The 22055-nt window shown below is 41.2% G+C and carries 18 protein-coding genes and 1 tRNA gene; 13 read left to right on the top strand and 6 right to left on the bottom strand.

Annotated features, from left to right (window positions below):
• Position 1 precedes the first annotated feature (1 nt).
• Both IAE45_RS05460 and IAE45_RS05455 read left to right on the top strand, forming a co-directional pair.
• Positions 2 to 901 carry an ABC transporter ATP-binding protein gene (locus IAE45_RS05460; protein WP_200125319.1) on the top strand — a complete coding sequence of 300 codons (900 nt, stop codon included), beginning with the start codon at positions 2 to 4 and terminating at the stop codon, positions 899 to 901.
• Positions 894 to 2147 (top strand): ABC transporter permease, encoded by a 1254-nt coding sequence (locus tag IAE45_RS05455; RefSeq protein ID WP_200125317.1) that lies wholly within the window; start codon positions 894 to 896, stop codon positions 2145 to 2147. Before IAE45_RS05460 ends, IAE45_RS05455 begins: the two co-directional genes overlap by 8 nt.
• Before the next feature lie 72 nt (positions 2148 to 2219).
• Here the strand turns inward: IAE45_RS05455 and IAE45_RS05450 are convergent, their stop codons facing one another.
• Together IAE45_RS05450 and gloA are read right to left on the bottom strand one after the other, a co-directional pair.
• Complete coding sequence (locus IAE45_RS05450; RefSeq protein WP_194195074.1) at positions 2220 to 2933, bottom strand: gamma-glutamyl-gamma-aminobutyrate hydrolase family protein; 714 nt, start codon at positions 2931 to 2933, stop codon at positions 2220 to 2222.
• An 87-nt stretch (positions 2934 to 3020) separates the two neighbouring features.
• Entirely contained in the window at positions 3021 to 3395 is a 375-nt protein-coding gene (gene gloA, locus IAE45_RS05445; RefSeq protein ID WP_005234340.1) for a lactoylglutathione lyase, read from the bottom strand.
• Between the two features lie 147 nt (positions 3396 to 3542).
• Between gloA and IAE45_RS05440 the strand changes: the two genes are divergently transcribed.
• Positions 3543 to 3986, top strand: coding sequence for an NUDIX hydrolase (locus IAE45_RS05440; RefSeq protein WP_005234342.1), 444 nt, complete (start codon positions 3543 to 3545; stop codon positions 3984 to 3986).
• Between the two features lie 45 nt (positions 3987 to 4031).
• Here the strand turns inward: IAE45_RS05440 and yidA are convergent, their stop codons facing one another.
• From yidA to IAE45_RS05425, 3 genes are read right to left on the bottom strand one after another with little or no spacing between them, the layout of a single operon-like run.
• On the bottom strand, positions 4032 to 4850 hold the full coding sequence (gene yidA / locus IAE45_RS05435; protein WP_016619757.1) for a sugar-phosphatase: 819 nt from the start codon (positions 4848 to 4850) through the stop codon (positions 4032 to 4034).
• A gap of 9 nt (positions 4851 to 4859) precedes the next feature.
• Positions 4860 to 6230, bottom strand: coding sequence for an HD domain-containing protein (locus IAE45_RS05430; protein WP_200125315.1), 1371 nt, complete (start codon positions 6228 to 6230; stop codon positions 4860 to 4862).
• Positions 6214 to 7035, bottom strand: coding sequence for a lipoate--protein ligase family protein (locus IAE45_RS05425; RefSeq protein WP_442784170.1), 822 nt, complete (start codon positions 7033 to 7035; stop codon positions 6214 to 6216). Before IAE45_RS05425 ends, IAE45_RS05430 begins: the two co-directional genes overlap by 17 nt.
• Positions 7036 to 7257: 222 nt before the next feature.
• Here IAE45_RS05425 and IAE45_RS05420 point away from each other — a divergent pair, with 222 nt between their 5' ends.
• Together IAE45_RS05420 and rpoE are read left to right on the top strand one after the other, a co-directional pair.
• Entirely contained in the window at positions 7258 to 7695 is a 438-nt protein-coding gene (locus IAE45_RS05420; RefSeq protein ID WP_077451789.1) for a DUF1934 domain-containing protein, read from the top strand.
• 84 nt (positions 7696 to 7779) lie between these two features.
• Positions 7780 to 8388 carry a DNA-directed RNA polymerase subunit delta gene (rpoE, locus tag IAE45_RS05415; RefSeq protein WP_005234347.1) on the top strand — a complete coding sequence of 203 codons (609 nt, stop codon included), beginning with the start codon at positions 7780 to 7782 and terminating at the stop codon, positions 8386 to 8388.
• Between the two features lie 165 nt (positions 8389 to 8553).
• Here rpoE and IAE45_RS05410 read toward each other — a convergent pair.
• Positions 8554 to 8625, bottom strand: a tRNA-Arg gene (locus tag IAE45_RS05410).
• A 51-nt stretch (positions 8626 to 8676) separates the two neighbouring features.
• On the opposite strand from IAE45_RS05410, the gene rpoN reads away from it, so the two are divergent.
• From rpoN to IAE45_RS05370, 8 genes are all read left to right on the top strand, one after another.
• Positions 8677 to 9996, top strand: a complete 1320-nt coding sequence (rpoN, locus tag IAE45_RS05405) for an RNA polymerase factor sigma-54 (RefSeq protein WP_194195072.1) — start codon at positions 8677 to 8679, stop codon at positions 9994 to 9996.
• A gap of 247 nt (positions 9997 to 10243) precedes the next feature.
• Complete coding sequence (locus tag IAE45_RS05400; protein ID WP_005228675.1) at positions 10244 to 11281, top strand: sugar-binding transcriptional regulator; 1038 nt, start codon at positions 10244 to 10246, stop codon at positions 11279 to 11281.
• A gap of 40 nt (positions 11282 to 11321) precedes the next feature.
• Positions 11322 to 12323, top strand: a complete 1002-nt coding sequence (gene gap, locus IAE45_RS05395) for a type I glyceraldehyde-3-phosphate dehydrogenase (RefSeq protein ID WP_005228677.1) — start codon at positions 11322 to 11324, stop codon at positions 12321 to 12323.
• Positions 12324 to 12422: 99 nt separating this feature from the next.
• Positions 12423 to 13613 (top strand): phosphoglycerate kinase, encoded by a 1191-nt coding sequence (locus IAE45_RS05390; RefSeq protein WP_140966000.1) that lies wholly within the window; start codon positions 12423 to 12425, stop codon positions 13611 to 13613.
• 63 nt (positions 13614 to 13676) lie between these two features.
• A complete protein-coding gene (gene tpiA / locus IAE45_RS05385; protein WP_200125313.1) occupies positions 13677 to 14432 on the top strand; it encodes a triose-phosphate isomerase in 756 nt (251 codons plus the stop codon).
• Positions 14433 to 14544: 112 nt separating this feature from the next.
• A complete protein-coding gene (gene eno, locus IAE45_RS05380) occupies positions 14545 to 15846 on the top strand; it encodes a surface-displayed alpha-enolase (RefSeq protein ID WP_005234360.1) in 1302 nt (433 codons plus the stop codon).
• Between the two features lie 228 nt (positions 15847 to 16074).
• The gene (gene glf, locus IAE45_RS05375; RefSeq protein WP_140966001.1) at positions 16075 to 17187 is read left to right on the top strand and encodes a UDP-galactopyranose mutase; all 1113 of its coding nucleotides are present in this window, start codon (positions 16075 to 16077) and stop codon (positions 17185 to 17187) included.
• A 160-nt stretch (positions 17188 to 17347) separates the two neighbouring features.
• On the top strand, positions 17348 to 22055 hold a 4708-nt coding region (locus tag IAE45_RS05370), incomplete at its 3' end, for a KxYKxGKxW signal peptide domain-containing protein (RefSeq protein ID WP_200125311.1).

The raw sequence follows: 22055 nt of genomic DNA, 5'->3' as shown, positions 1-22055 counted from the left end.
TGTGTTAGAAGCAAAACAATTAGTAAAAACATTTGGGGATTATACAGCAGTTGATCATTTATCCTTTACCATCAATGATGGGCAGATCATGGGCTTAATTGGTCAAAACGGAGCAGGAAAAACAACAACATTCCGATTGATCTTGGATTTCTTGAAAGCCGATCAAGGAGAAATATTATGGGATGGTCACAAAATTAGTGAAAAAGAATACAATATTATCGGCTATCTGCCAGAAGAACGCGGCTTGTTTCCAAAAGTCACGATTGAAGATCAATTGATCTACTTCGCGCGTTTACGAGGCAAAAAGAAAGAAGACATCGTACCAAAAATCGACTATTGGATGGACAAGTTTAAAGTCAAAGGCAAGAAAACTGATAAAGTCAAATCTTTATCAAAAGGAAATCAGCAAAAAGTTCAGCTAATCTCAACATTGATCCATGAACCAAAATTAGTGATTTTAGATGAACCGTTTAGTGGCTTAGACCCAGTCAACGCGGAACTGTTGAAAAACGGGATCATTGAACTGAAAGAAAAAGGCTCTTGCGTCATTTTCTCCAGCCATAATATGGATAATGTAGAAAAAATCTGCGATCACTTGATTATGCTACGAGATGGTCAAACGGTCTTAAACGGAAAGGTCCATGAAATTCGTGAATCCTTTGGACGAACGAAAGTTTATTTAGAGTCTAATTTGACGAAAGAACAGCTTTTGGCAGTGTCAGGTGTCGAGCAAGTCATTGCTAGAGAAGACGGCAGCTATGATATTACGATCGCTGATCCTGCAGTAGGAAAAACCTTATTTGATTTAGCGACGGCGGATGGTTATATCCCTATGTTCAATCAACAACCGCCAACGTTAGAAGAAATCTTTAAGCGGAAGGCAGGAAAAAAAAATGAATAAGTTTTGGGTAATCGCATTAGATGTTTATAAGAAAAATATCAAATCAATTTCGTTTTTGATTATGATATTGGTTCCATTCATTGCAATGGGCGGGTTTTATCTAATTAGTTATTTTGCTGATGGTATGAGCAGTGTCGATAAAATTGCTGTTTATGCGAATGAACCGGCTATTGCGCAGACCTTTGTGGAGCAAAGTAGCGATGATTTTGAATTTGAAGTTGTGGAAAGCGAAGAACAAGGACAACAACAATTGGCAGACAAAGATGCTGATGCCTTGCTAGTTATTACTTCTTCTGGGGATACGCTGCAAGGGGAATTATTAAGCGAGTCTTCGATGGGGCAAGCTTTAGAGCTGACGATCCAACAATTATTGACGGGCCTGCAGTCATCCTATAGAGCTAGCGAGCTTGGTTTGACGGCTGAGCAAGTGGCAGTTCTTAGTGAAGTTGCACCGCTTGACCGGCAAAAAGTTTCCTTCAGTGAAGATGGCGAAATGACCTATGGAGAAGATAATACCGCGATGCAAGCAGCGGTTAGTACCATCGCAACAATCGTTCTCTTTTTCTTTATCATCACTTACGCACAAATCATTGCGCAAGAAATTGCTTCTGAAAAAGGCACACGCATTATGGAAGTCATTTTGTCTAGTACGCGAGCACAAACCCATTACTACGCCAAATTGACTGGGGTAATCATGGTTGCAGCAACCCAGCTAGTTGCGTATGTTGCGATTTTTGGCGGGAGTTATTTCTGGATCAAGGACAACTCGATGGTAAAAGACTTGTTGGCAAGTTTTTCGTCAGATGGCATTTTTGGTCCTTTCCTCGTGTTTGCGATCGTTTTCGTCTTCTTAGGAATCTTGATCTATTCTGTCTTGTCAGCCCTTTGCGGGTCGTTAGTGAATAAAGCAGAAGATACGGCGAAAGCCATTATTCCAGTGACGTATCTTTCATTGGGCGGGTATATGCTAGGAATCGTACTAGGCGGTATGGATCCGCATAACGTTGTTTTACGAGTAACCTCTTATATCCCATTCTTGTCCTCGTATATTATGCCAGTCCGGCTTGCTAATGATACAGTGGGGATTGGCGGAGCGTTGATTTCAGTAGGGATCCTTGCTGTTACCACGATCGTCCTGATGCTGGTTTCTGCAAAAATGTACAAATCAAATGTCTTGATCTATAACGACAATGGCATCTTGGCAACGTTGAAACAATCACTGGTGTTAATGAAAAATGAGAAATAGACAAAACGCCCGATCCTTTTTGTGATCGGGCGTTTTTTAGTGGCTAGAATCTAGAAAACAATGTGCAGGCCTTTAGAATTCCTGCACAAAAAAGTCGAAAATCGATTGCTCAGAAGGCAGCTTGTGAGCGGCTAGTTCAGGATGCCACTGAATGCCTAAGATCTGTGCGCCATAGGCGGTGGATTCAATGGCTTCAACAACACCATCAGGAGCGGTGGCGGTCACGTTGAAATCATCCGCAACTGTTTTGACTGCTTGGTGATGAAAAGAATTGACGTGATAGGTTGTGCCTAAAAGAGCAGCCAAACGACTGTCTGCCTTGATTTCCACCCGATGTGTAGGGAATTGAAAGAACGTTGGCAATTGCACGTGTTTGATCGTTGGGTGATCGATCAAAGAGAGATCTTGGTACAAACTCCCACCAAATGCGACATTTAGTAACTGCATACCGCGGCAGATTCCAAGGATCGGTTTGTTTTGAGCCACTGCTTCTTTGATCAATGCCAATTCAAAGACATCACGATCAGGATGAATGCCTTGAATCAAAGGATGAGGATCTTCGCCATAATGGTCAGGGGAGACATCATGACCACCGGCTAACAAGAGTTTATCGATTTTGCTGATATAAGTTGCAGCATCCTCCACGACACCCATTGGTAATAATAGGGGAATGCCTTGGGCTTGTTGGATATGGGTGACAAAATTTTTGGGTGTATAGGACAACCAATGCTCTGCTTCTTCAATCATTGGTCGTTCATTAGCAGCGATGCCGATAATGGGTTTCATTTGATCAAACCTTTCTACTAGTAAATGAATCGAAATGGATCGAAAAAGAAAAAAGGACACGAGGTCCTTTTATCGATCACCTTCGCTTTATTTTTCGCGAATAACTTCGATTTTGTAGCCATCAGGATCTTTCACAAAATAGTAAGAAGGAGAAGTTCCTGGTAGTCCTTTCAGGTCAGTGACATCAAATCCGGCAGCTTGGTGCTTCTCATGAAGCGCTTCTAGATCATCGGTACTGATGGCGATGTGGCCATAGCCGTCGCCTAACTCATAGCCAGGATGGTCATAGTTATATGTCAACTCTAGCTCGTAGTCATCACCAGGCAATGTTAAGTAAACCAAAGTAAATTGATGTTCAGGAAAATCACGACGGCGAGATTCTTCAAAACCAAAGGCAGTTTGATAAAAATCTAGAGAAGCCGTTAAGTCTTTGACGCGGACACAAGTGTGAGCCATTTTCATGGGTAAATCATCCTTTCGATCTTGATAGTTGTATGATAACATATTTTCTCATTTTATAACGAATAAAAGATAACAGGGCGTTATTTCCAGCTTGTCCAGACTATTGGCATAGGGTAAAATGGAAAGAAAGTGTTGGTGGAGGGAATCATGCCAGAAAAGGAAATTGTGTTCGGGGAAAAAGAAGCGGGGAAACCATACAAATCAAGATATGGCGCGTATGTCGTTCTTCCAAATGAAAAAAATGAAGTGATCTTGGTACAAGCACCCAATGGCGCCTATTTTTTACCAGGCGGTGAAATTGAACCAAATGAGACCAAAGAAGAAGCGATCCAGAGAGAATTAATAGAAGAACTTGGATTTGAAGGGGAGATCGCTGCCTATTTAGGAGAAGCAGTTGAATACTTCTATTCACGCCATCGCGATACATTTTACCATCACCCTGGCTATTTCTATTTAATGACCAAATGGAAAAAAGTCTGCGAACCGACAGAAGAAACCAATCAGTTGTCATGGCATACGCCAGAAGAAGCGATTCAGCGATTAAAACGCGGCAGTCATAAATGGGCAGTTGAACAATGGTTAGCAAAATAAAAAAGGCAGGCTTCCGATAAAAAGGAAACCTGCCTTTTTTTACACTTAGTTATTTGCTAAAACATACTTGTTGATTACTTCTGCCACACCGTCTTCTTCGTTTGAAGCGGTTAGGACATCTGCGGCATTTTTCACATTTTCAGTGGCATTGGCCATCGCCACTCCGATACCAGCGTATTCCACCATGGTTAAATCATTTTCGTTATCGCCGATCGCCATGACTTCTTCTTGTTTGATGCCTAAGTGCTCCGCCAATTTTTTGACAGCAGCTCCTTTATGGGCTTGTTTATTTAGGACTTCCAAGAAGTAAGGAGCACTTTTGACCACATTGTAGTTGTCCGTCAAACTGCTCGGCAATTGTGGGATGATCTGATCCAGTATTTCGGGATCATCGATCATCATCATTTTGATGATATTCAAGTCAGCAGTCATTTCTTCTGGTGTCCGATATTTCAATGGCATGTTGACTAAGAAAGCTTCATAAATCGTATAAGGACTGATATCGCGGTTAGCGGTATACATGGTATCTTCGGTTTCTACATGAAGATGAACCCCTAATTTTCTCGCAGTCATCTCAACAAAGAGATAGTCGTCTTGGGACAAACCAAATTCAGAGATGATCTCTTGGTTTTTGGTTTTTTGAACCAAAGAGCCATTATAAGTAATCACGAAATCATTGTCCGTAAATAAGTCTAGTTCCTTTAATAAATCTTGGACACCAGTTAAAGGGCGTCCCGTACACAAAACGATGCGTACACCTTGCTTTTCAGCGTCTTTCAATGCCTTGTAAACGGCTGGGGTGATCTTGCGGTCGTTGTTCAACAGGGTGCCATCGATATCGATGGCAATCAATTTGATACTCATAAGTTCCTCCTAGTGGCTTGGTTTGATCAAAGCACCATTGCGAATGTGCTTGGCAAACTCTTGATACGTCTCTCCAAATAAATCATAGTGATTTTGGATGTTGGGGTCAATCATTTCTTTTGGAAAATAAAAGCGCTGGTCACCTTGGGTTTGTCCTGCTAAGGCTGCAACAAGCTGACTGGCTTGGGATAATTCCACAAGGGAACCATCTTTTTCCTGTAATTCGATCTGTGTCCGATGTTTGCCTGAAGTCGGCCGATAAAAATCATAAGGCAGATCGAAGCTTGAATTGATGGCAGTATAATAGCGGGGATTGAAGCCGACTTTTTCCACCAGTCCCTGCATTTCTTTGATCATCGGCAACTGCGTCTCATCGCCAAAGCGGGCGGATTTCAACGGTTTACGATTTAAGAACCGTTTGGCTAAATCGCTGAGGATTGGATCATTTTCTTCTGTCCATTGGGTAAAGTAGGTATTTAATACGCCATCGTCGAGTTTCAAATACTCATCTAAAGTGAATTCTTGTTTTAAAAATGGGAGAAGCAGCTGCGAATGGCCTTGAAACAATTCTGAATCCACTTGATACAGTTCTGCAGCTCGATCCAGCAAATGGGCTAAGATCACTTCCATCCCTCGAGAACTAGCATGAAAATAAACTTGCACATACATTTGGTAACGACTGACGATGTAGTCCTCCACAGCGTGCATGCCATTCATAGAAAAAGCAATACCGCCTTCATAAGGACGAATCACTCGTAGAATGCGAGTCAGATCAAAGGTGCCGTATTCAGTGCCGGTAAAATAAGCATCGCGCAGCAAATAGTCCATCCGATCAGCATCGATTTGACTGGAAATCATTTGAACGACTTGGGGATTGGGATAGGTTTTAGTGATAACACTTGCCACCTTCTCAGGAAACCCAGCTTCCACACGATTCAATATCTGATGAACTTCCGTCTCAGGAGAAGTGATGATCGCCACTGTGATCGCTTCATGATCCGTATGAAAAATATGCTCAAAGGTGTGGGAGTAGGGTCCGTGGCCCACATCATGAAGCAATGCTGCACACAAGGTCACTAAACGCTCTTTGTCATCCCAGCCGTTTGGCCCGACTTTTTCAATGGGATAATTGCGTTGGAAAATATCGCAAATGCGGCGGCTGATTTCATAAACGCCCAAGGAATGGGAAAAGCGGCTGTGTTCTGCTCCGTGAAAGGTAAAAGAAGCAGTTCCCAGCTGTTTGATGCGTCGTAAACGCTGTACTTCTTTGGAATTGATCAAATCTAAAATTACTTGGTGCTGTACATGGACATAGTTATGAACGGGGTCACGAAATACTTTTTCTATCGCTAAGGTTTGATATTTATAAGGTAGACTCATCGCTAAACTCCTTTATTGGTTGGTTTCGCTTTTCCATGCCAGCTAAGCGTTGCTGCATTTGTTCGCTAAGGTTATTTTCTGTCAGCCATTGATCCAGTGATTCAAGCAGATATAGGGATTGGTCAGAGATCAAGGAAAGCAGGGCTTTTTGCAAGCGGTCAATCACCTCTTGTGTGGTAAACTTACGGCCGAGGGCTGCTTCTAAAGTGGTCATACTGGCAGGATTGACGGCTGGATAGCCATTCGTACCAAAGCGCTCTTTCAAACCTGCTTGGTAAAAACGACGAACGAGAGAACCGCGGGCTGGTTGGTCGCCATTGATGCTCAGATACATCATGACAGCCACGCCATCTTTGATCCGTCGTTGTGCTGTACCAGCAATTTTTTTTCCATCAATACTCAGGTCATAGGTGCCTGGGCAATACGAGTCAGCAATTTCATAAGCCAAAATTGTCTGCTCAGGAAAGGCTGTTTGCAACAATGCTGCCATCATTTCATAGGCTGCATCCGTGGTGACAGCCAAGTGTTTAGGGAAAATGAGGGAGACATTCAAAATACCGGTATCATTGATTACACCAAGCCCGCCTGAGTTGCGGATGATCGAGGCATAGCCAGCTTCTTTTAAAACCTGCAGACCGTCTGTCAAAAACGGCAACCGGGTATCTTTCATGCCTAAAATCATCGTATCGGACAACTGCCAAAAATGACAATAAACTTGTTCCTGTTTGCCAGCAGCTTCGGTGGCAACATCGGTGAAGGCAAACGGCTCATAAGGATTGTGGATACGTGGTAAGGTTTGATCCATTACATAGATAGTCAAATCGGTTAAACTCCTTTAAAAATAGCTGTTATCCTTATTATATACGATTCTTGGAAAATTACTTGGAGAAAAGAATGAAAACTTGCTTTTGTTTTCGTTTTTTATTTTCAATGAAGAAATAGACCAAGGAGAATCAACTGAAATGATTGACAAACGCATAAAAAAAAGCAAGAATGAAACTGAAATCTTCAAAGGAGGCACACGTACATGCAAGAATTATCAAAAGGAATCCCAATCTCGATTCATTTAACAACCAATGTACGTCAAGCAGGGGAAACAGAGAACTTTCTGTTTGATCTGCAAGGACAAGCAGTCAAGATCGGTGATACCTTATATATCCGTTACAAAGAGATCCAGCCAGATGGCACCGACATTCCCGTTACGATGAAAATCATGCCAGACGGACTGATTCAATTGATTCGCTCAGGGGAAATGCGTATGCGCTTGAAATTTTCTTATAAGGAACGTTTAGAGACGAGCTATCAAACCCCGTATGGCTTGATGATGTTCCACACCTTCACCAATCACTTGCACGTTAGTTTGAAAGACCGTCCATACTCGGGAAAGATCGATATCGATTATGATTTGTTCATGGCTGCTGACAAAGTCGGCGAATACAAACTATCTTTAGAATTTACCGCTTGATCAAAGGGAAATTGAAAGAAAAAATTGCAATTTGAGCCGTAATTTTGTATGATTAGGAGTAGACTGTGAAAGGACGTGTCCTGTTTGGAAATTAATGTATTTGAAGGTGTAAATAAAAACGAATTGTCGATGATTGAAGTTGCCCATGCGATTTTAGAGCAGCGCGGTGACGTGATGGATTTTTCTGATTTGGTCAACCAAATCCAAAATTATCTTGAAACATCAGACAGCGAGATTCGTGATTCATTGGCGCAGTTTTATACAGACTTGAATATCGACGGTAGTTTTATTTCTTTAGGCGACAATCGTTGGGGCTTACGTTCATGGTACGCCATTGATTCGATCGATGAAGAAGTCAACCATGGCATCGAAGACGAGGATGAAGATACACCACGTCGTCGCAAACGTAAAAAAGTCAATGCCTTTATCAACGATGATGAAGACGCAATCGATTATAACGATGATGATCCTGAGGATACTGATTTGTCAGATGACGAAGAAGATGATCTCTTTGATGATGATGATGACGAGGATGAAGAAATCTCGGCATACAATTCAGACTTGCAAGAAATCGGCGCCGACAACAGCACCGATGATGAAGAAGAATTACCTGACAGCATTGAGGAAGATCTCACCATTATCGATGACGATGATGAAGATGATTTTGCGGATGAAGAGGAAGAAGAGGAGTAATCCTCTTCTTTTTTTCGCCTTTTGGTTGCAAGCAACTTGTAATCGGTGAAGGACGATTTCGTCTTCTTACATAGATACAAATAAAAAAAGGAACCGCGTCAGCGGTCCCTAAGTGCTTTTGAATTATTGATTTGAATCGAGTATACTTGTAACGAAAAGAAAAAACGCGCCTTGAGGGAATCGAACCCCCGTCTCAAGAACCGGAATCTTACGTGATATCCACTACACTAAAGGCGCGAAGCACAAATATTAGTTTAACCAATTTCAGTGAAAAAAACAAGAGGTAGAATGATGAAATTTCAACAGCAATTTTCACAACAACAAAAACAGACGCAAAAGCTTGCTATGACGCAGAAATTGCAGCAATCGATCCAAGTGCTGCAATTTTCCGCAGACGAATTATTGTCATTCATAGATAACCAGGCATTAGAAAATCCGTTGATTGATCTGGGGGAATATGATTCGCCCATCACACCAAGCAAGAGCAGCGGCTCGTCAGAACAAATAATGGATTATTTAAGTCAGATTCCTGACCAGCATACATCGTTGTTTGAACACCTCATTGATCAAGTCCATTTAAATTACCGCGACACCTTTTTGCGGACGATCGTTTTATTTTTAGTCGAGTACATTGATTTAAACGGCTTTTTGACGATTGACTTGGAAGAAGCTGGAAAGCTTGTTGGTGGGACCCCAATCCAAATGCTCGATGCTCTAACCTTGATCCAGCAGCTGGATCCGGCAGGAGTCGGTGCTCGTGATCTAAGAGAGTGCTTGATGCTGCAAACGGAAAGAGATGACTATGCGCCGCCAATGGCCTATCTCATTTTAGAAGAATTCTTTACGGAAATGGCAGAGCGCAAGTGGGACAAAATCAGTAAAGCGTTGCAGATCCCTTTAAACGAGATCCAAAAGGTCTTTGACTATATTCAAACATTGACCCCGACACCGGGGGCGGCGTTTGGGTCAACGGATGGGCTCTACATTGTACCTGATTTGCGAGTAACGGTTGAAAAAGGACAACCAATCGTGAAATCAAACAAACGCGCCTTACCAGAAGTTCGCTTTCAGCAACAGTACTTTGACCAATTAAAGCAAAGCGGTGATCCGGAGGTCCTAAGTTATTTAGACAATAAAGCCCAAGAGTTCGAGTGGCTAAAGAAGACCTTGCAACAACGAGGGGATACCATCTATCGTGTCGGCGTGCAGATCGTTGCTCGGCAAAAGGAGTTTTTCACCCAACCGGATCGACCATTAAAGCCATTGGTTTTAAGAGAAGTTGCCGAAGAGTTAGGCATTCATGAATCAACGGTCAGCCGGGCAGTCAATGGGAAATATTTGGAAACCTCCTTTGGGGTGTTTGAATTGAAACTATTTTTTGGACAGAAAGTTTCGACGCAAGAAAGCGGGGATGACCTGACGACTGCATCGATCAAACAGCAGCTAAAAGCACTGATCGATGAAGAAAATAAAAATAAACCATTGTCAGATCAAAAGTTGACAGATGCCCTCAAAGCCCAAGGCATCGATATTTCCAGACGAACGGTGGCAAAGTATCGCGAAGCCATGAATATCCCTGGTTCTTCCAAGCGGAAACGATTCGAGTAAAGCAAAAGCTTACTACTAACGACGAGTAGGGAAGGCAGCAAAGCCTTTCCTTTTTTTATCGATCACTTCCAATTTTTTAATTTATGACGATTTTATGAAAAGCAAGATTTTGTGACTGAAATAGTTGCGTATCAAGGCGATAAGTGCTACTATTATTGGTGTAGGAAACAGATTTAAATTTTTTTTGCAATCGATGGGTCATTTTAAGTCATTGTAGGACGAAAATTGTCCAACGGGAGGATATAAAATGCTCGATGAATTAAAATTGATTGAGGCAATCACCCCGGATATTCTCGCTGTACTCCAGGAACGTTACCGTATCTTAAGAAATATTTATTGGATGCAGCCCGTTGGCCGCCGGACACTTTCGGAAAGTTTATCAATGACGGAACGCGTGTTGAGGACGGAAACAGATATCCTTAAAAAGCTGAAACTGATCGACTCTTCAAAAAGCGGCATGCAATTGACCGCCTACGGAGAAGAAGTGTACACGAAGATCGGTGCACTGATGGATCAGCTGTTCGGAATGCACCAAATCGAGAAACGATTATCAGAGACCTTTGGCATCGAACGTTGTTTGATTGCGAGCGGCGATGGTGATCGACAACCGAAAGTTATTGCTGAATTTGGCCAGTTGCTGAATGAATCGTTGGATCTCTTATTGCCAGAAGGCAAAAACACCATCGCAGTGATGGGAGGGACGACAATGGCGAAAGTTGCTGAGGAATTAGGCAATTTAGAAACCGCCAAACGTCATAACTTGTTTGTACCAGCCCGTGGCGGTATTGGAGAATCAGTCAACGTCCAAGCAAACTCAGTCAGCTCAGTGATGGCGATGCAGACAAATGGCGATTATCGCTCCTTGTTTGTACCAGAACAATTAAGCATGAACACCTACGAGTTTCTCTTGAAAGAACCCGCCATCGTTGATGTCTTAAACTTGATAAGTCAAGCAAATTGTGTTATTCATAGTATTGGACGGGCGTTGCATATGGCGGCTCGACGAAAAATGTCAGAACAAGAAATTCTGATGTTGAAACAAAAAAATGCAGTTGCAGAATCCTTTGGGTATTTCTTTAATGAAGCAGGCGAGGTCGTTTACAAAGTTCCTCGAATTGGCCTTCAATTAAAAGATTTGCAAAAAGTCCCAATCATTTTTGCGGTCGCTGGTGGACAGTCAAAAGCCAAAGCGGTCAATGCATACATGAAAAATGCACCAAAACAAACCTGGCTCATCACTGATGAAGCTTGCGCAAATGAGATTTTAAAAGGGGCAACCCTTTAAAATAAATATTTTTATGATTTTCATAAGGAGGAAATCTTAAATGACAGTTAAAGTAGGTATTAATGGATTTGGACGTATCGGACGCTTAGCATTTCGTCGTATCCAAGAAGTAGAAGGAATCGAAGTTGTGGCTATCAATGATTTAACAGACGCTAAAATGTTAGCTCACTTGTTAAAATATGATACAACACAAGGACGTTTCAACGGTACAGTGGAAGTTCACGAAGGTTCATTCAATGTGAACGGAAACGAAATCAAAGTTTTAGCTAACCGCAACCCTGAAGAATTGCCTTGGGGCGAACTAGGTGTTGAAATCGTGCTAGAATGTACTGGATTCTTCACTTCTAAAGCAGCTGCTGAAAAACATTTAACAGCTGGTGCAAAACGTGTGGTTATCTCAGCTCCTGGTGGAAACGATGTTCCAACAATCGTTTACAACACAAACCATGAAACTTTAACAGGTGAAGAAACAGTTATCTCTGGTGCTTCATGTACAACAAACTGTTTAGCTCCTATGGCGAAAACATTGAACGACAAATTTGGTGTAGTTGAAGGATTAATGACTACAATCCACGCTTACACAGGTGACCAAATGACTCTAGACGGACCACACCCTAAAGGTGACTTCCGCCGTGCCCGTGCTGCTGCTGCAAACATCGTGCCTAACTCAACTGGTGCTGCTAAAGCGATTGGCTTAGTAATCCCAGAATTGAACGGCAAATTAGATGGTGCTGCTCAACGTGTTCCTGTTGCAACTGGTTCATTAACTGAATTAGTTACTGTTCTTGACAAAGAAGTAACTGTTGATGAAATCAATGCAGCAATGAAAGAAGCTTCAAACGAATCTTACGGTTACAACACAGACGAAATCGTTTCTTCTGATATCGTTGGTATGACTTACGGTTCATTATTTGATGCAACTCAAACAAAAGTTATGACTGTTGGCGACAAACAATTAGTTAAAACTGTTGCTTGGTACGACAATGAAATGTCATACACTGCACAATTAGTACGTACTTTAGAATACTTCGCTAACCTATAAGAGTTGCGAACGACTTTAATTTAAACCATCGCAAGAGAAAGCGGGGAAGCATCGCGCTTCTCCGCTTTTTTTAACAATTATGCTAGGAGGAATCTGTTCATGGCTAAAATGACAGTTCAAGATATCGATTTAAAAGATAAAAAAGTTCTTGTACGTGTGGACTTCAACGTTCCATTGAAAGATGGAGTGATCGGAGACGATACACGGATCAAAGCAGCATTACCAACAATCAATTATGTGATCGAAAACGGCGGAAAAGCAATTCTTTTCTCACACTTAGGTCGTGTGAAAGAAGAAGCAGATAAAGCTGGAAAATCTTTAGCGCCAGTTGCGAAACGTCTTGGCGAATTATTAGGCAAAGAAGTAACTTTCGTGGATGAAACCCGCGGCGAAAAATTAGAAACAGCGATCAACAACATGCAAGATGGCGATGTCGTTGTTTTTGAAAACACTCGTTTCGAAGACATCGATGGCAAAAAAGAAAGCAAAAACGATCCTGAACTAGGCAAATACTGGGCTTCTTTAGGCGATGTTTTTGTAAATGATGCCTTTGGTACCGCACACCGCGCACACGCTTCAAACGTAGGGATCGCTTCAACAGGTATCCCAACAGTTGCTGGTTTCTTAATGGAAAAAGAAATCAAATTCATCGGGGAAGCAGTCGAAGAACCAAAACGTCCAATGATCGCGATTCTTGGTGGAGCAAAAGTATCTGATAAAATCGGCGTAATCGAAAACTTGATTCCTAAAGCAGACAAAATCTTGATCGGCGGCGGAATGACGTATACGTTCTACAAAGCAAAAGGCATGGAAATCGGTAATTCTCTTGTGGAAGCAGATAAAGTAGAATTAGCAAAAGAATTGATCGAAAAAGCTGGCGATAAATTAGTATTACCAGTTGATTCAATCACTGCTGCTGAGTTTTCAAATGATGTCCCAACAGAAGAACATACTGGTGATGTTCCTGAAGGACAAATGGGCTTAGATATCGGACCTGAAACCATCGCTTTGTTTGCTGAAACATTAAAAGGCGCAAAAACAGTCGTTTGGAACGGACCTATGGGTGTGTTTGAAATGTCTAACTTCGCAAACGGTACGATTGGTGTTTGTGAAGCAATTGCCAACCTTGAAGATGCAACAACGATCATCGGTGGCGGTGACTCTGCAGCTGCAGCAGAACAATTAGGGTTTGCTGACAAATTTACCCACATCTCAACAGGTGGCGGTGCCAGCCTTGAATTGCTAGAAGGAAAAACACTTCCTGGCCTAGCTGCGATCAACGATAAATAATCAATGACAAGCCGTGCAAAGAACTTTCTTTGCACGCTTGATAACGAAAAGGAGTGCCAGAACATGCGCAAACCAATTATTGCCGGAAACTGGAAAATGAACAAAACTGCGAAAGAAGCAAAAGAATTTGCTGAAGCAGTCAAAACAAATATTCCTAGCAACGAGACAGTTGACTCTGTGATCGGTTCGCCAGCTTTATTCTTAGAAACATTAGTGAATGCTGCTGAAGGAACAGAATTAAAAATTGCTGCTCAAAACAGCTACTGGGAAAATGAAGGTGCCTTTACTGGCGAAACTTCACCAGCAGCTTTAGCAGATCTAGGTGTTGACTATGTCATCATCGGCCACTCAGAACGTCGTGAATACTTCCATGAGACAGATGAAGACATCAACAAAAAAGCCAAAGCAATCTTTGCAAACGGCATGATTCCAATCCTATGCTGTGGTGAATCTTTAGAAACCTATGAAGCTGGCAAAACAGCTGAGTGGATCGAAGGACAAATCACTGCTGGCTTAGACGGTTTAACAGACGGTCAAGTAAGTAATCTTGTGATTGCTTACGAACCAATCTGGGCAATCGGTACTGGTAAATCAGCGGATGCAAACATCGCAGACGAAATTTGTGGCGTTGTCCGCAAAACCGTTGAAAAATTATACGGCAAAGAAGTTTCAGATAGCGTGCGTATCCAATACGGCGGTTCTGTAAAACCTGAAAACATTGCTGAATACATGGCAAAAGAAAATGTTGACGGAGCATTAGTTGGCGGCGCAAGCTTGCAAGCTGATTCATTCCTAGCATTATTAGATGCTGTAAAATAATTTCATTTTCATGAAAATAACATTTGCAGAATCGTGATTTTTTCACTACAATTAAGTTGTTCGCAAGGGGTATTCCCCTTAAGATAAAACAAACTCAAAGGAGAGACAAAACATGTCAATTATTACTGATGTTTACGCACGCGAAGTCTTAGACTCACGTGGTAACCCAACTATCGAAGTAGAAGTCTACACAGAATCAGGTGCTTTCGGCCGCGGAATGGTTCCTTCAGGAGCTTCAACAGGTGAACACGAAGCAGTTGAATTACGTGATGGCGACAAAGCTCGTTATGGCGGTAAAGGTGTAACGAAAGCAGTTGACAATGTAAATAACATCATTGCAGAAGCTATCATCGGCTACGATGTCCGTGACCAAATGGCTATCGATAAGGCAATGATCGCTTTAGACGGAACTCCTAACAAAGGCAAATTAGGCGCAAACGCGATTCTTGGTGTTTCTATCGCTGTTGCTCGTGCAGCTGCTGATTACCTAGAAGTACCTTTATACCACTACTTAGGCGGATTCAATACAAAAGTATTGCCAACTCCTATGATGAACATCATCAACGGTGGTTCTCACTCTGACGCACCAATCGCTTTCCAAGAATTCATGATCTTGCCTGTAGGCGCACCTACATTCAAAGAAGGCTTACGTTGGGGTACTGAAGTATTCCACGCTTTGAAATCAATCTTGTCTAAACGTGGTTTAGAAACTTCAGTAGGTGACGAAGGTGGTTTCGCTCCTCGTTTTGAAGGAACTGAAGACGGTGTTGAAACAATCTTAGAAGCAATCAAAGCTGCTGGTTTAGAACCAGGTAAAGATGTATACCTAGGATTTGACTGTGCATCATCAGAATTCTACGAAAACGGTGTTTACGACTACTCTAAATTTGAAGGCGAAAACGGCGTAAAACGTACTGCTGCTGAACAAGTTGACTACTTAGAAGAATTAGTTAACAAATACCCAATCATCACTATCGAAGACGGTATGGATGAAAATGACTGGGATGGTTGGAAACTATTAACTGAACGCTTAGGCGACAAAGTTCAATTAGTAGGGGATGACTTGTTCGTTACAAATACTGAAATCCTTGAAAAAGGGATCAAAAACGGTATCGGTAACTCAATCCTTATCAAAGTTAACCAAATCGGTACATTGACTGAAACTTTCAATGCAATCGAAATGGCGAAAGAAGCTGGTTACACTGCAGTAGTTTCTCACCGTTCAGGTGAAACAGAAGATTCAACAATCTCTGATATCGCAGTTGCAACAAACGCTGGCCAAATCAAAACTGGTTCTCTTTCACGTACTGACCGTATTGCAAAATACAACCAATTACTACGTATCGAAGACCAACTTGGTGAAGTTGCTGAATACAAAGGCTTGCAAGCTTTCTACAACTTAAAAAATAAATAATCTCTCGATTATTGCTTTGCTCTGAAAGAGTAGCGGTTGATTTAACAGTCAGCCGCTGCGATTTCAGAGCTTTTTTGTTGTCTCGATTCATTCATTGAAGACAATGACCATTCATCTAAGATAACTGAAAGTACTCATTTCTTCTTTATTTTCTTTTTCAGAAAAAAGAAATTATAGTTCTGGCTTATCAAAATTCTAAAATAAAAGAAAAAAGGTTAGGAGAAAAAAATGGCTTATGATTATTTGATCGTTGGTACAGGTCTTTTTGGGTCAGTTTTTGCTCATGAAGCAGCGAAACGGGGACATACAGTGAAAATGTTAGAAAAACGGACACATATTGGCGGCAATTGCTATACAGAAAAACAAGCAGGAATCGACGTACATAAATATGGTGCGCACATTTTTCATACATCGAGTAAAAAAATTTGGGATTATATCAATCAGTTTACTGAATTCTATCCCTATATTCATGCACCAATTGCAAACTATCAAGGTGAGTTATATAATCTTCCTTTTAATATGAACACATTTTACCAACTGTGGGGAACCAAAAATCCTGCTGAAGCTCGAATCAAAATATCGACCCAAATTGAAAAGACAGGAATAAAAAGACCACGAAATTTAGAAGAACAAGCTCTTTCGTTAGTCGGGACAGACATCTATCACAAACTGATCAAAGGCTACACTGAAAAACAGTGGGGACGAGAATGTGATCTTCTTCCTTCTTTTATTATCAAAAGGCTGCCAATTCGGTATACCTTTAATAACAATTATTTTACGGATATTTTTCAAGGAATACCCAAATTGGGCTATACACAAATGATTCAAAAAATGCTTACTCATCCACTGATTGATATTTCTTTAGAGACTGATTTTTTTGCAGATCGCACACGTCATGAAGCCTCTTCTAAGAACATTGTTTATACTGGAATGATTGACCAATATTTCGATTATTGTTATGGTGAGTTGGCCTATCGGTCATTACATTTTGAAACTAAAGTCTATGATACGGATAATTACCAAGGAACAGCAGTCATGAACTTTACAGACAGTCAAACGCCCTATACGCGAATCATTGAGCATAAACATTTTTGTCCAGTGGTGACAAAAAAAACAGTTATCACTAAAGAATACCCGAAAGAGTGGAAGAAAGGAGATATTCCTTACTACCCAATCAACGATCAAAGCAATAATGCACTGTATCGCAAGTATGAGAAATTGGCGCAACAGCAAAAAAAATGTTTATTTGGTGGGCGCCTAGCCAACTATCGCTATTATGATATGGACGATACGATCGCAGCTGCTTTGAAGCTTGTTCAATATGAATTTCCAGCAGAGTAACTTCTTTTATTGGAGAGGTTGCTTTTTTTTGTCCCGATTCTGGGACAAAACGTAACTTTTTTACTAGCTATGAAATAATTAGTTGTCCTATCTCATAAAGAAATAGGACTTGGGGAAGCTTGTAAAAATATTTTTACGAAAGGGGAGAAAAATAAACGTAATGAGTAAAAAGAATAATTATCGAAAGTTGTTACGATCCAATAAAAGTGAACGCTACAAGATGTATAAAAGCGGAAAACATTGGGTGTATGCAACGATCACTTCTTTTACTGGCATTGCTGGATTGAGTATCACGCCAATCGTGGCGCATGCTTCAGAAATCACACCGCCATTAGATGCAAGTAAAGAAGCAAATGCCGAGAATGTCTTGGCAAATAAAACGACTACCAAAATACCGGCTTCATCGACACAAGAAAGTGAAGCTACTTCACTCTCTGAAAGTACGCAGCCATCGGAAAGTTTTTCTGAATCCGAAAGTAATACGCAGTCACAAAGTGCGACAGAGTCAACTAGTTTAACAGAATCACAGAGTGTGAGTGATTCAGAAATTGAAAACAATGTTACCAGTATTGAAGAATCCCAAAGTGTTTCTGAATCAATGAGTCTTTCTGAGGAGGAGAGTGTGTCCGAATCAGAAAGTTTGAGTATCTCAGAAAGTACTTCGATTTCAGAAAGTGGTTCGTTGTCGTCAAGTGCATCAGAATCGACCAGTTTATCAATGTCACGATCTACAAGTGTTTCTCATTCAACGTCAGTAAGTCAAAAGAACCCACCAAAACAAACAGTCACCGAAAAAAATAAAGTAGAATCACAAAAAGCACAAGAGCTCTTTGATCAATTAGTGCCTAAGAAAGTACAAGCTTCGGTTGACACTACAACGAATTCATTAGAAATAGTAGTCAAAGATGGCAATTCACCAAGTACATCTTTGATACGGGCAGCGCAGCAATATGCTAGTGCCAATAACTTGATTGCAAGTTTTGCAATCACCACTCAATCAGGGCAGATCATTAAAATCAACGTTTCTGCAGATCCGGATATGGGTCGAGAAGAATTTGAACAGGCAATCAATGATGGAAATAAAACCAATTCACCTTCTGGAGTAACAGTTGATGTGCCTGATCAAGTGAAGAATAAAGATTTATACAAACAAACCGCTATTGCTAATGGCACGTATGCGGCAGTTAATGACTGGGCTACCTTAAAAGCAGCGTATGGAAATTCTTCGATTACCTATATCGAGGTCACCGCCAATATTACAGCAGCTACCAATGTGGCTACTCGTGATTTAGGTTGGCGCGAAACGAGTGTGATTATTGACGGGAATGGTTTTACAGTCAATATGGCAGGAGCAGCGTTTAATGTAGGGGCAAGTTCTACGGTTCGCGGTTCTATTTTTACGATCACAAATATTAACTTGATTCATTGGCAGTCAGGCACCAACTCAGGAGACAGTGGGACAGGTACAGCGGACGCAGTGATTGATTCAAGGTCGGCAACAGGTGGTTATGGATACTGGTACTTCAATATCGATAATGTCACTCTCGAAGGACGAGATGGTGTTAGCGGAACAGATACTGCTTATCAACCACGACGACTACTGGATGCTGAGGATAGTCAAGTGACTTTATCTGGCAAAATTGTTGCCAATGTAAAACAAGAATTGATGCAAATTGGGGAAGTAGCTATCGCTAATGGGTCCCATGTAGAGTTGAACCGAACAGCTGGTACCACTGGTTATTCCATGTTTTACTATATGGCGATCCGAGGGAACAATGCGAGTGATACAGGATTCAACCATACCTTTAAAGTAGGTGATGGTGCGACAATTATTGGTAACGAACTTAGTACCTATAATAGTAACAACTATCCCCTTGTCTATTATGGATTTAACTCAATCACTGTTGGAGATGACGTAACCTGGAAACAAGACGGCTTCCAAATGCTCCTTGATTTTTCTCGTTATTCAGGAAGTCAATCAAATGACCGAACTGCAACTTTTGGACAAAACCTGCAAATGACCGCTACCCGCACAGTAGGTTCCAATTCGCTAAATGTTACGAACAGAGCAGTTGTTACATTTAACGCTGGAACAGTACTTGATTTGCAACAATGGAATGCTAATACTGTTGTAAACGTTGACTCAGGCGCAACCGTTCGCTTTATTTCACCGCGAGCATTGCACTTAGCACGTCTAACTTCTTCAGGAGCTGTTTCAGCCGGCCGATTGATTACAGGTTCAGGAACATTCGTCATGAATAATTCTCAGATTAGTACATGGCAAGGCAGCAGTAGCCAAACCGCTGCTCCAGAAGGAAACCGTAACTTAAAATTCGTAGAGATGACTATTTCAGGTACGACAACCACCATTAAAGATACGGCTGGAAATGTTACTACATCTAATATTGTAGATACCTCTACCCGTGAATTAGCGACTGTTGCTATTGCACCAGGAACTGTAACTGTAAACTATGTTGATCAGTATGGCAATATTATCAAAACTGTTGATATGCCAATTGATCCAGACGTTAATTACATTGGTGAGTATCTTGATTTGCAAACGTTGGAGTATGCAAATGAGTTAATGCCTGATAATTACATGTGGGCGATTGGTACCCAAGTCGCTAGTTCTGCGAAAAATGATGGCCAAAGTGGTGGAGATAGTACGACTGATGCTGATAATGGGGATAGTTATGGACAAGCGACAGTTGCGATCGTTCCGATGGAAAACACCAATTATACCTATAATATTTATGTATACGGTGTTGCCAATAATTCGGTTCAGTACCAATATGTTGACGTTAAGACAGGTCAAGTGATCTCTTCTGAGTACATGAATGCTGGTACCGAAGCTTCAGGAACAGATAGAATTCCTGCAAACTATGGAAATGTTATCGATTGGACCAATAGTTACTATACTTCGACGAATTTACCTCCTGGTTACTATTATGCAACAGGTGCAGTATTAAATGGCAACGTCCAGCCTGGATCTACAACAGTAGGAACAGGTGCGAGTCTAACCACTATTTATGTTGTAGCAGATACACAAACAGTCAACGTAACATTTGTTAATTCAGATGGTCGTCCATTACAGAACCAAACTGGCACAGTTGCCATCAATGGGACGACCGGACAAGAAATAAGTTATACGGATTTAATTGCGGATTACCTCACTCAAACCGGCTATTATGCAGATCAAACAGGGACATTTGTTTTTGATAATACTAGCAATAATGGTAGTACGACAGATAGTGATCAACAGTTTATTACGATCACTCTTTATCCGTCTTATCAAGAAGTCGGTGTCGTTGGGAATAACCAACCGGAATCAGATCCGGCTACAGGGGAAGCATTTGAGCAAATCCCGGGAACAGTCACTGTTGGAAAATATGGTACTTCTGGCGTTTCAAACGAAAGTATCACTCTTGGTGTAACAGATGCAGATTTAGAGAGAAATGGATATATTTATACGGTTACTGGACCAGATGGAGTAGTCTACAATACATTAGCGGAAGCTTTGGCTGCCAATCAAACTTTTGACACTACTAGCAATGGAGCATCTCAAATGGATTCTTCACCTCAGATGTTCACGGTCAATTATGAGCAAGATCCAGTATCATTGTCTACCTCAGAGTCTGTTTCGGGAAGTGAATCATTATCTGAATCCATTATTACTTCTACTTCAGAATCAGAAAGTGTTTCTCTTTCTCAATCGATTTCAGAAAGTGACTCTTTATCAGAATCGATCTCTGTCAGTGATTCAGAATCTATGTCTACATCAACGAGTGAATCTGTTTCAGTATCAGAATCAGAGAGTGATTCATTGTCATCGTCGATTTCAGAAAGTGAATCTGATATGAATAATTCGACATCTGAATCATTATCAACATCAGTCTCTACTTCATCTTCTTTAAGTGATTCAGAATCGGTTTCGATTTCATTGAGTGACTCAGAATCAGCGTCTCTTTCAATAAGTGAATCTATTTCAGTGTCGGACTCAGAGAGTGGTTCGTCATCGACCTCTATCTCAGAAAGTGAATCAATGTCTCTTTCAATTTCGATTAGTGATTCAGAATCTTTATCAGAATCCCTATCTGAAAGTATTTCAATATCTATTTCACTGTCGGATAGTGATTCAATGTCAGAAAGCCTTTCTGCATCAGAATCGTTATCCATATCAGCTAGTGTTTCTGAGTCAGATTCAGAAAGTGATAGTTCTAGCTTTAGTGCCTCTGTTTCTGGATCATTGAGCAACAGTACAAGTGATTCTGAAAGCTTATCTTTATCTGAGTCAGTATCAGTTTCACTCTCGCAATCACTCAGTGAATCCACTTCACTATCATTGTCAGAGAGTGATTCAGTATCAGAAAGTATTTCAGCATCAGAATCATTGTCTGTCGCAATTAGTGAATCTGATTCTTCTTCGCTTAGTGAGAGCATTAGTTTCAGCGAATCTATTTCTGATTCATTGAGTACCAGCATGAGTTTATCAGAAAGTTTATCGGAATCAGACTCGATCTCAAATTCAATTAGTACGTCGATGTCATTGAGCAATAGTGAGTCTACTAGCGAATCAGCAAGCTTCAGTGGCAGCACAAGTGTGAGCAACAGCGATTCCACAAGCGCAAGTACGTCAGTGAGCGAATCAACATCTACAAGTGTTAGTGAGTCGATAAGTACCAGCACATCAGTTAGCGATTCATTATCGTTAAGTAACAGTGAGTCAATGAGCTTGAGTACCTCACTTAGTGATTCCTCCTCATTGAGTGGCAGCATTTCGACCTCACTAAGTGCAAGTGACTCTGCAAGTTATAGCAGCAGTACGAGCGTAAGTAATAGCGATTCGACAAGCGAAAGCATATCTGCAA

The sequence above is a fragment of the Enterococcus sp. S53 genome (genome assembly GCF_016516865.1).
Lineage (GTDB): Bacteria > Bacillota > Bacilli > Lactobacillales > Enterococcaceae > Enterococcus_D > Enterococcus_D innesii.
The sequence above is the reverse complement of the archived record's forward strand: the minus strand, read 5'-3'. Positions and strand labels throughout refer to the sequence as shown.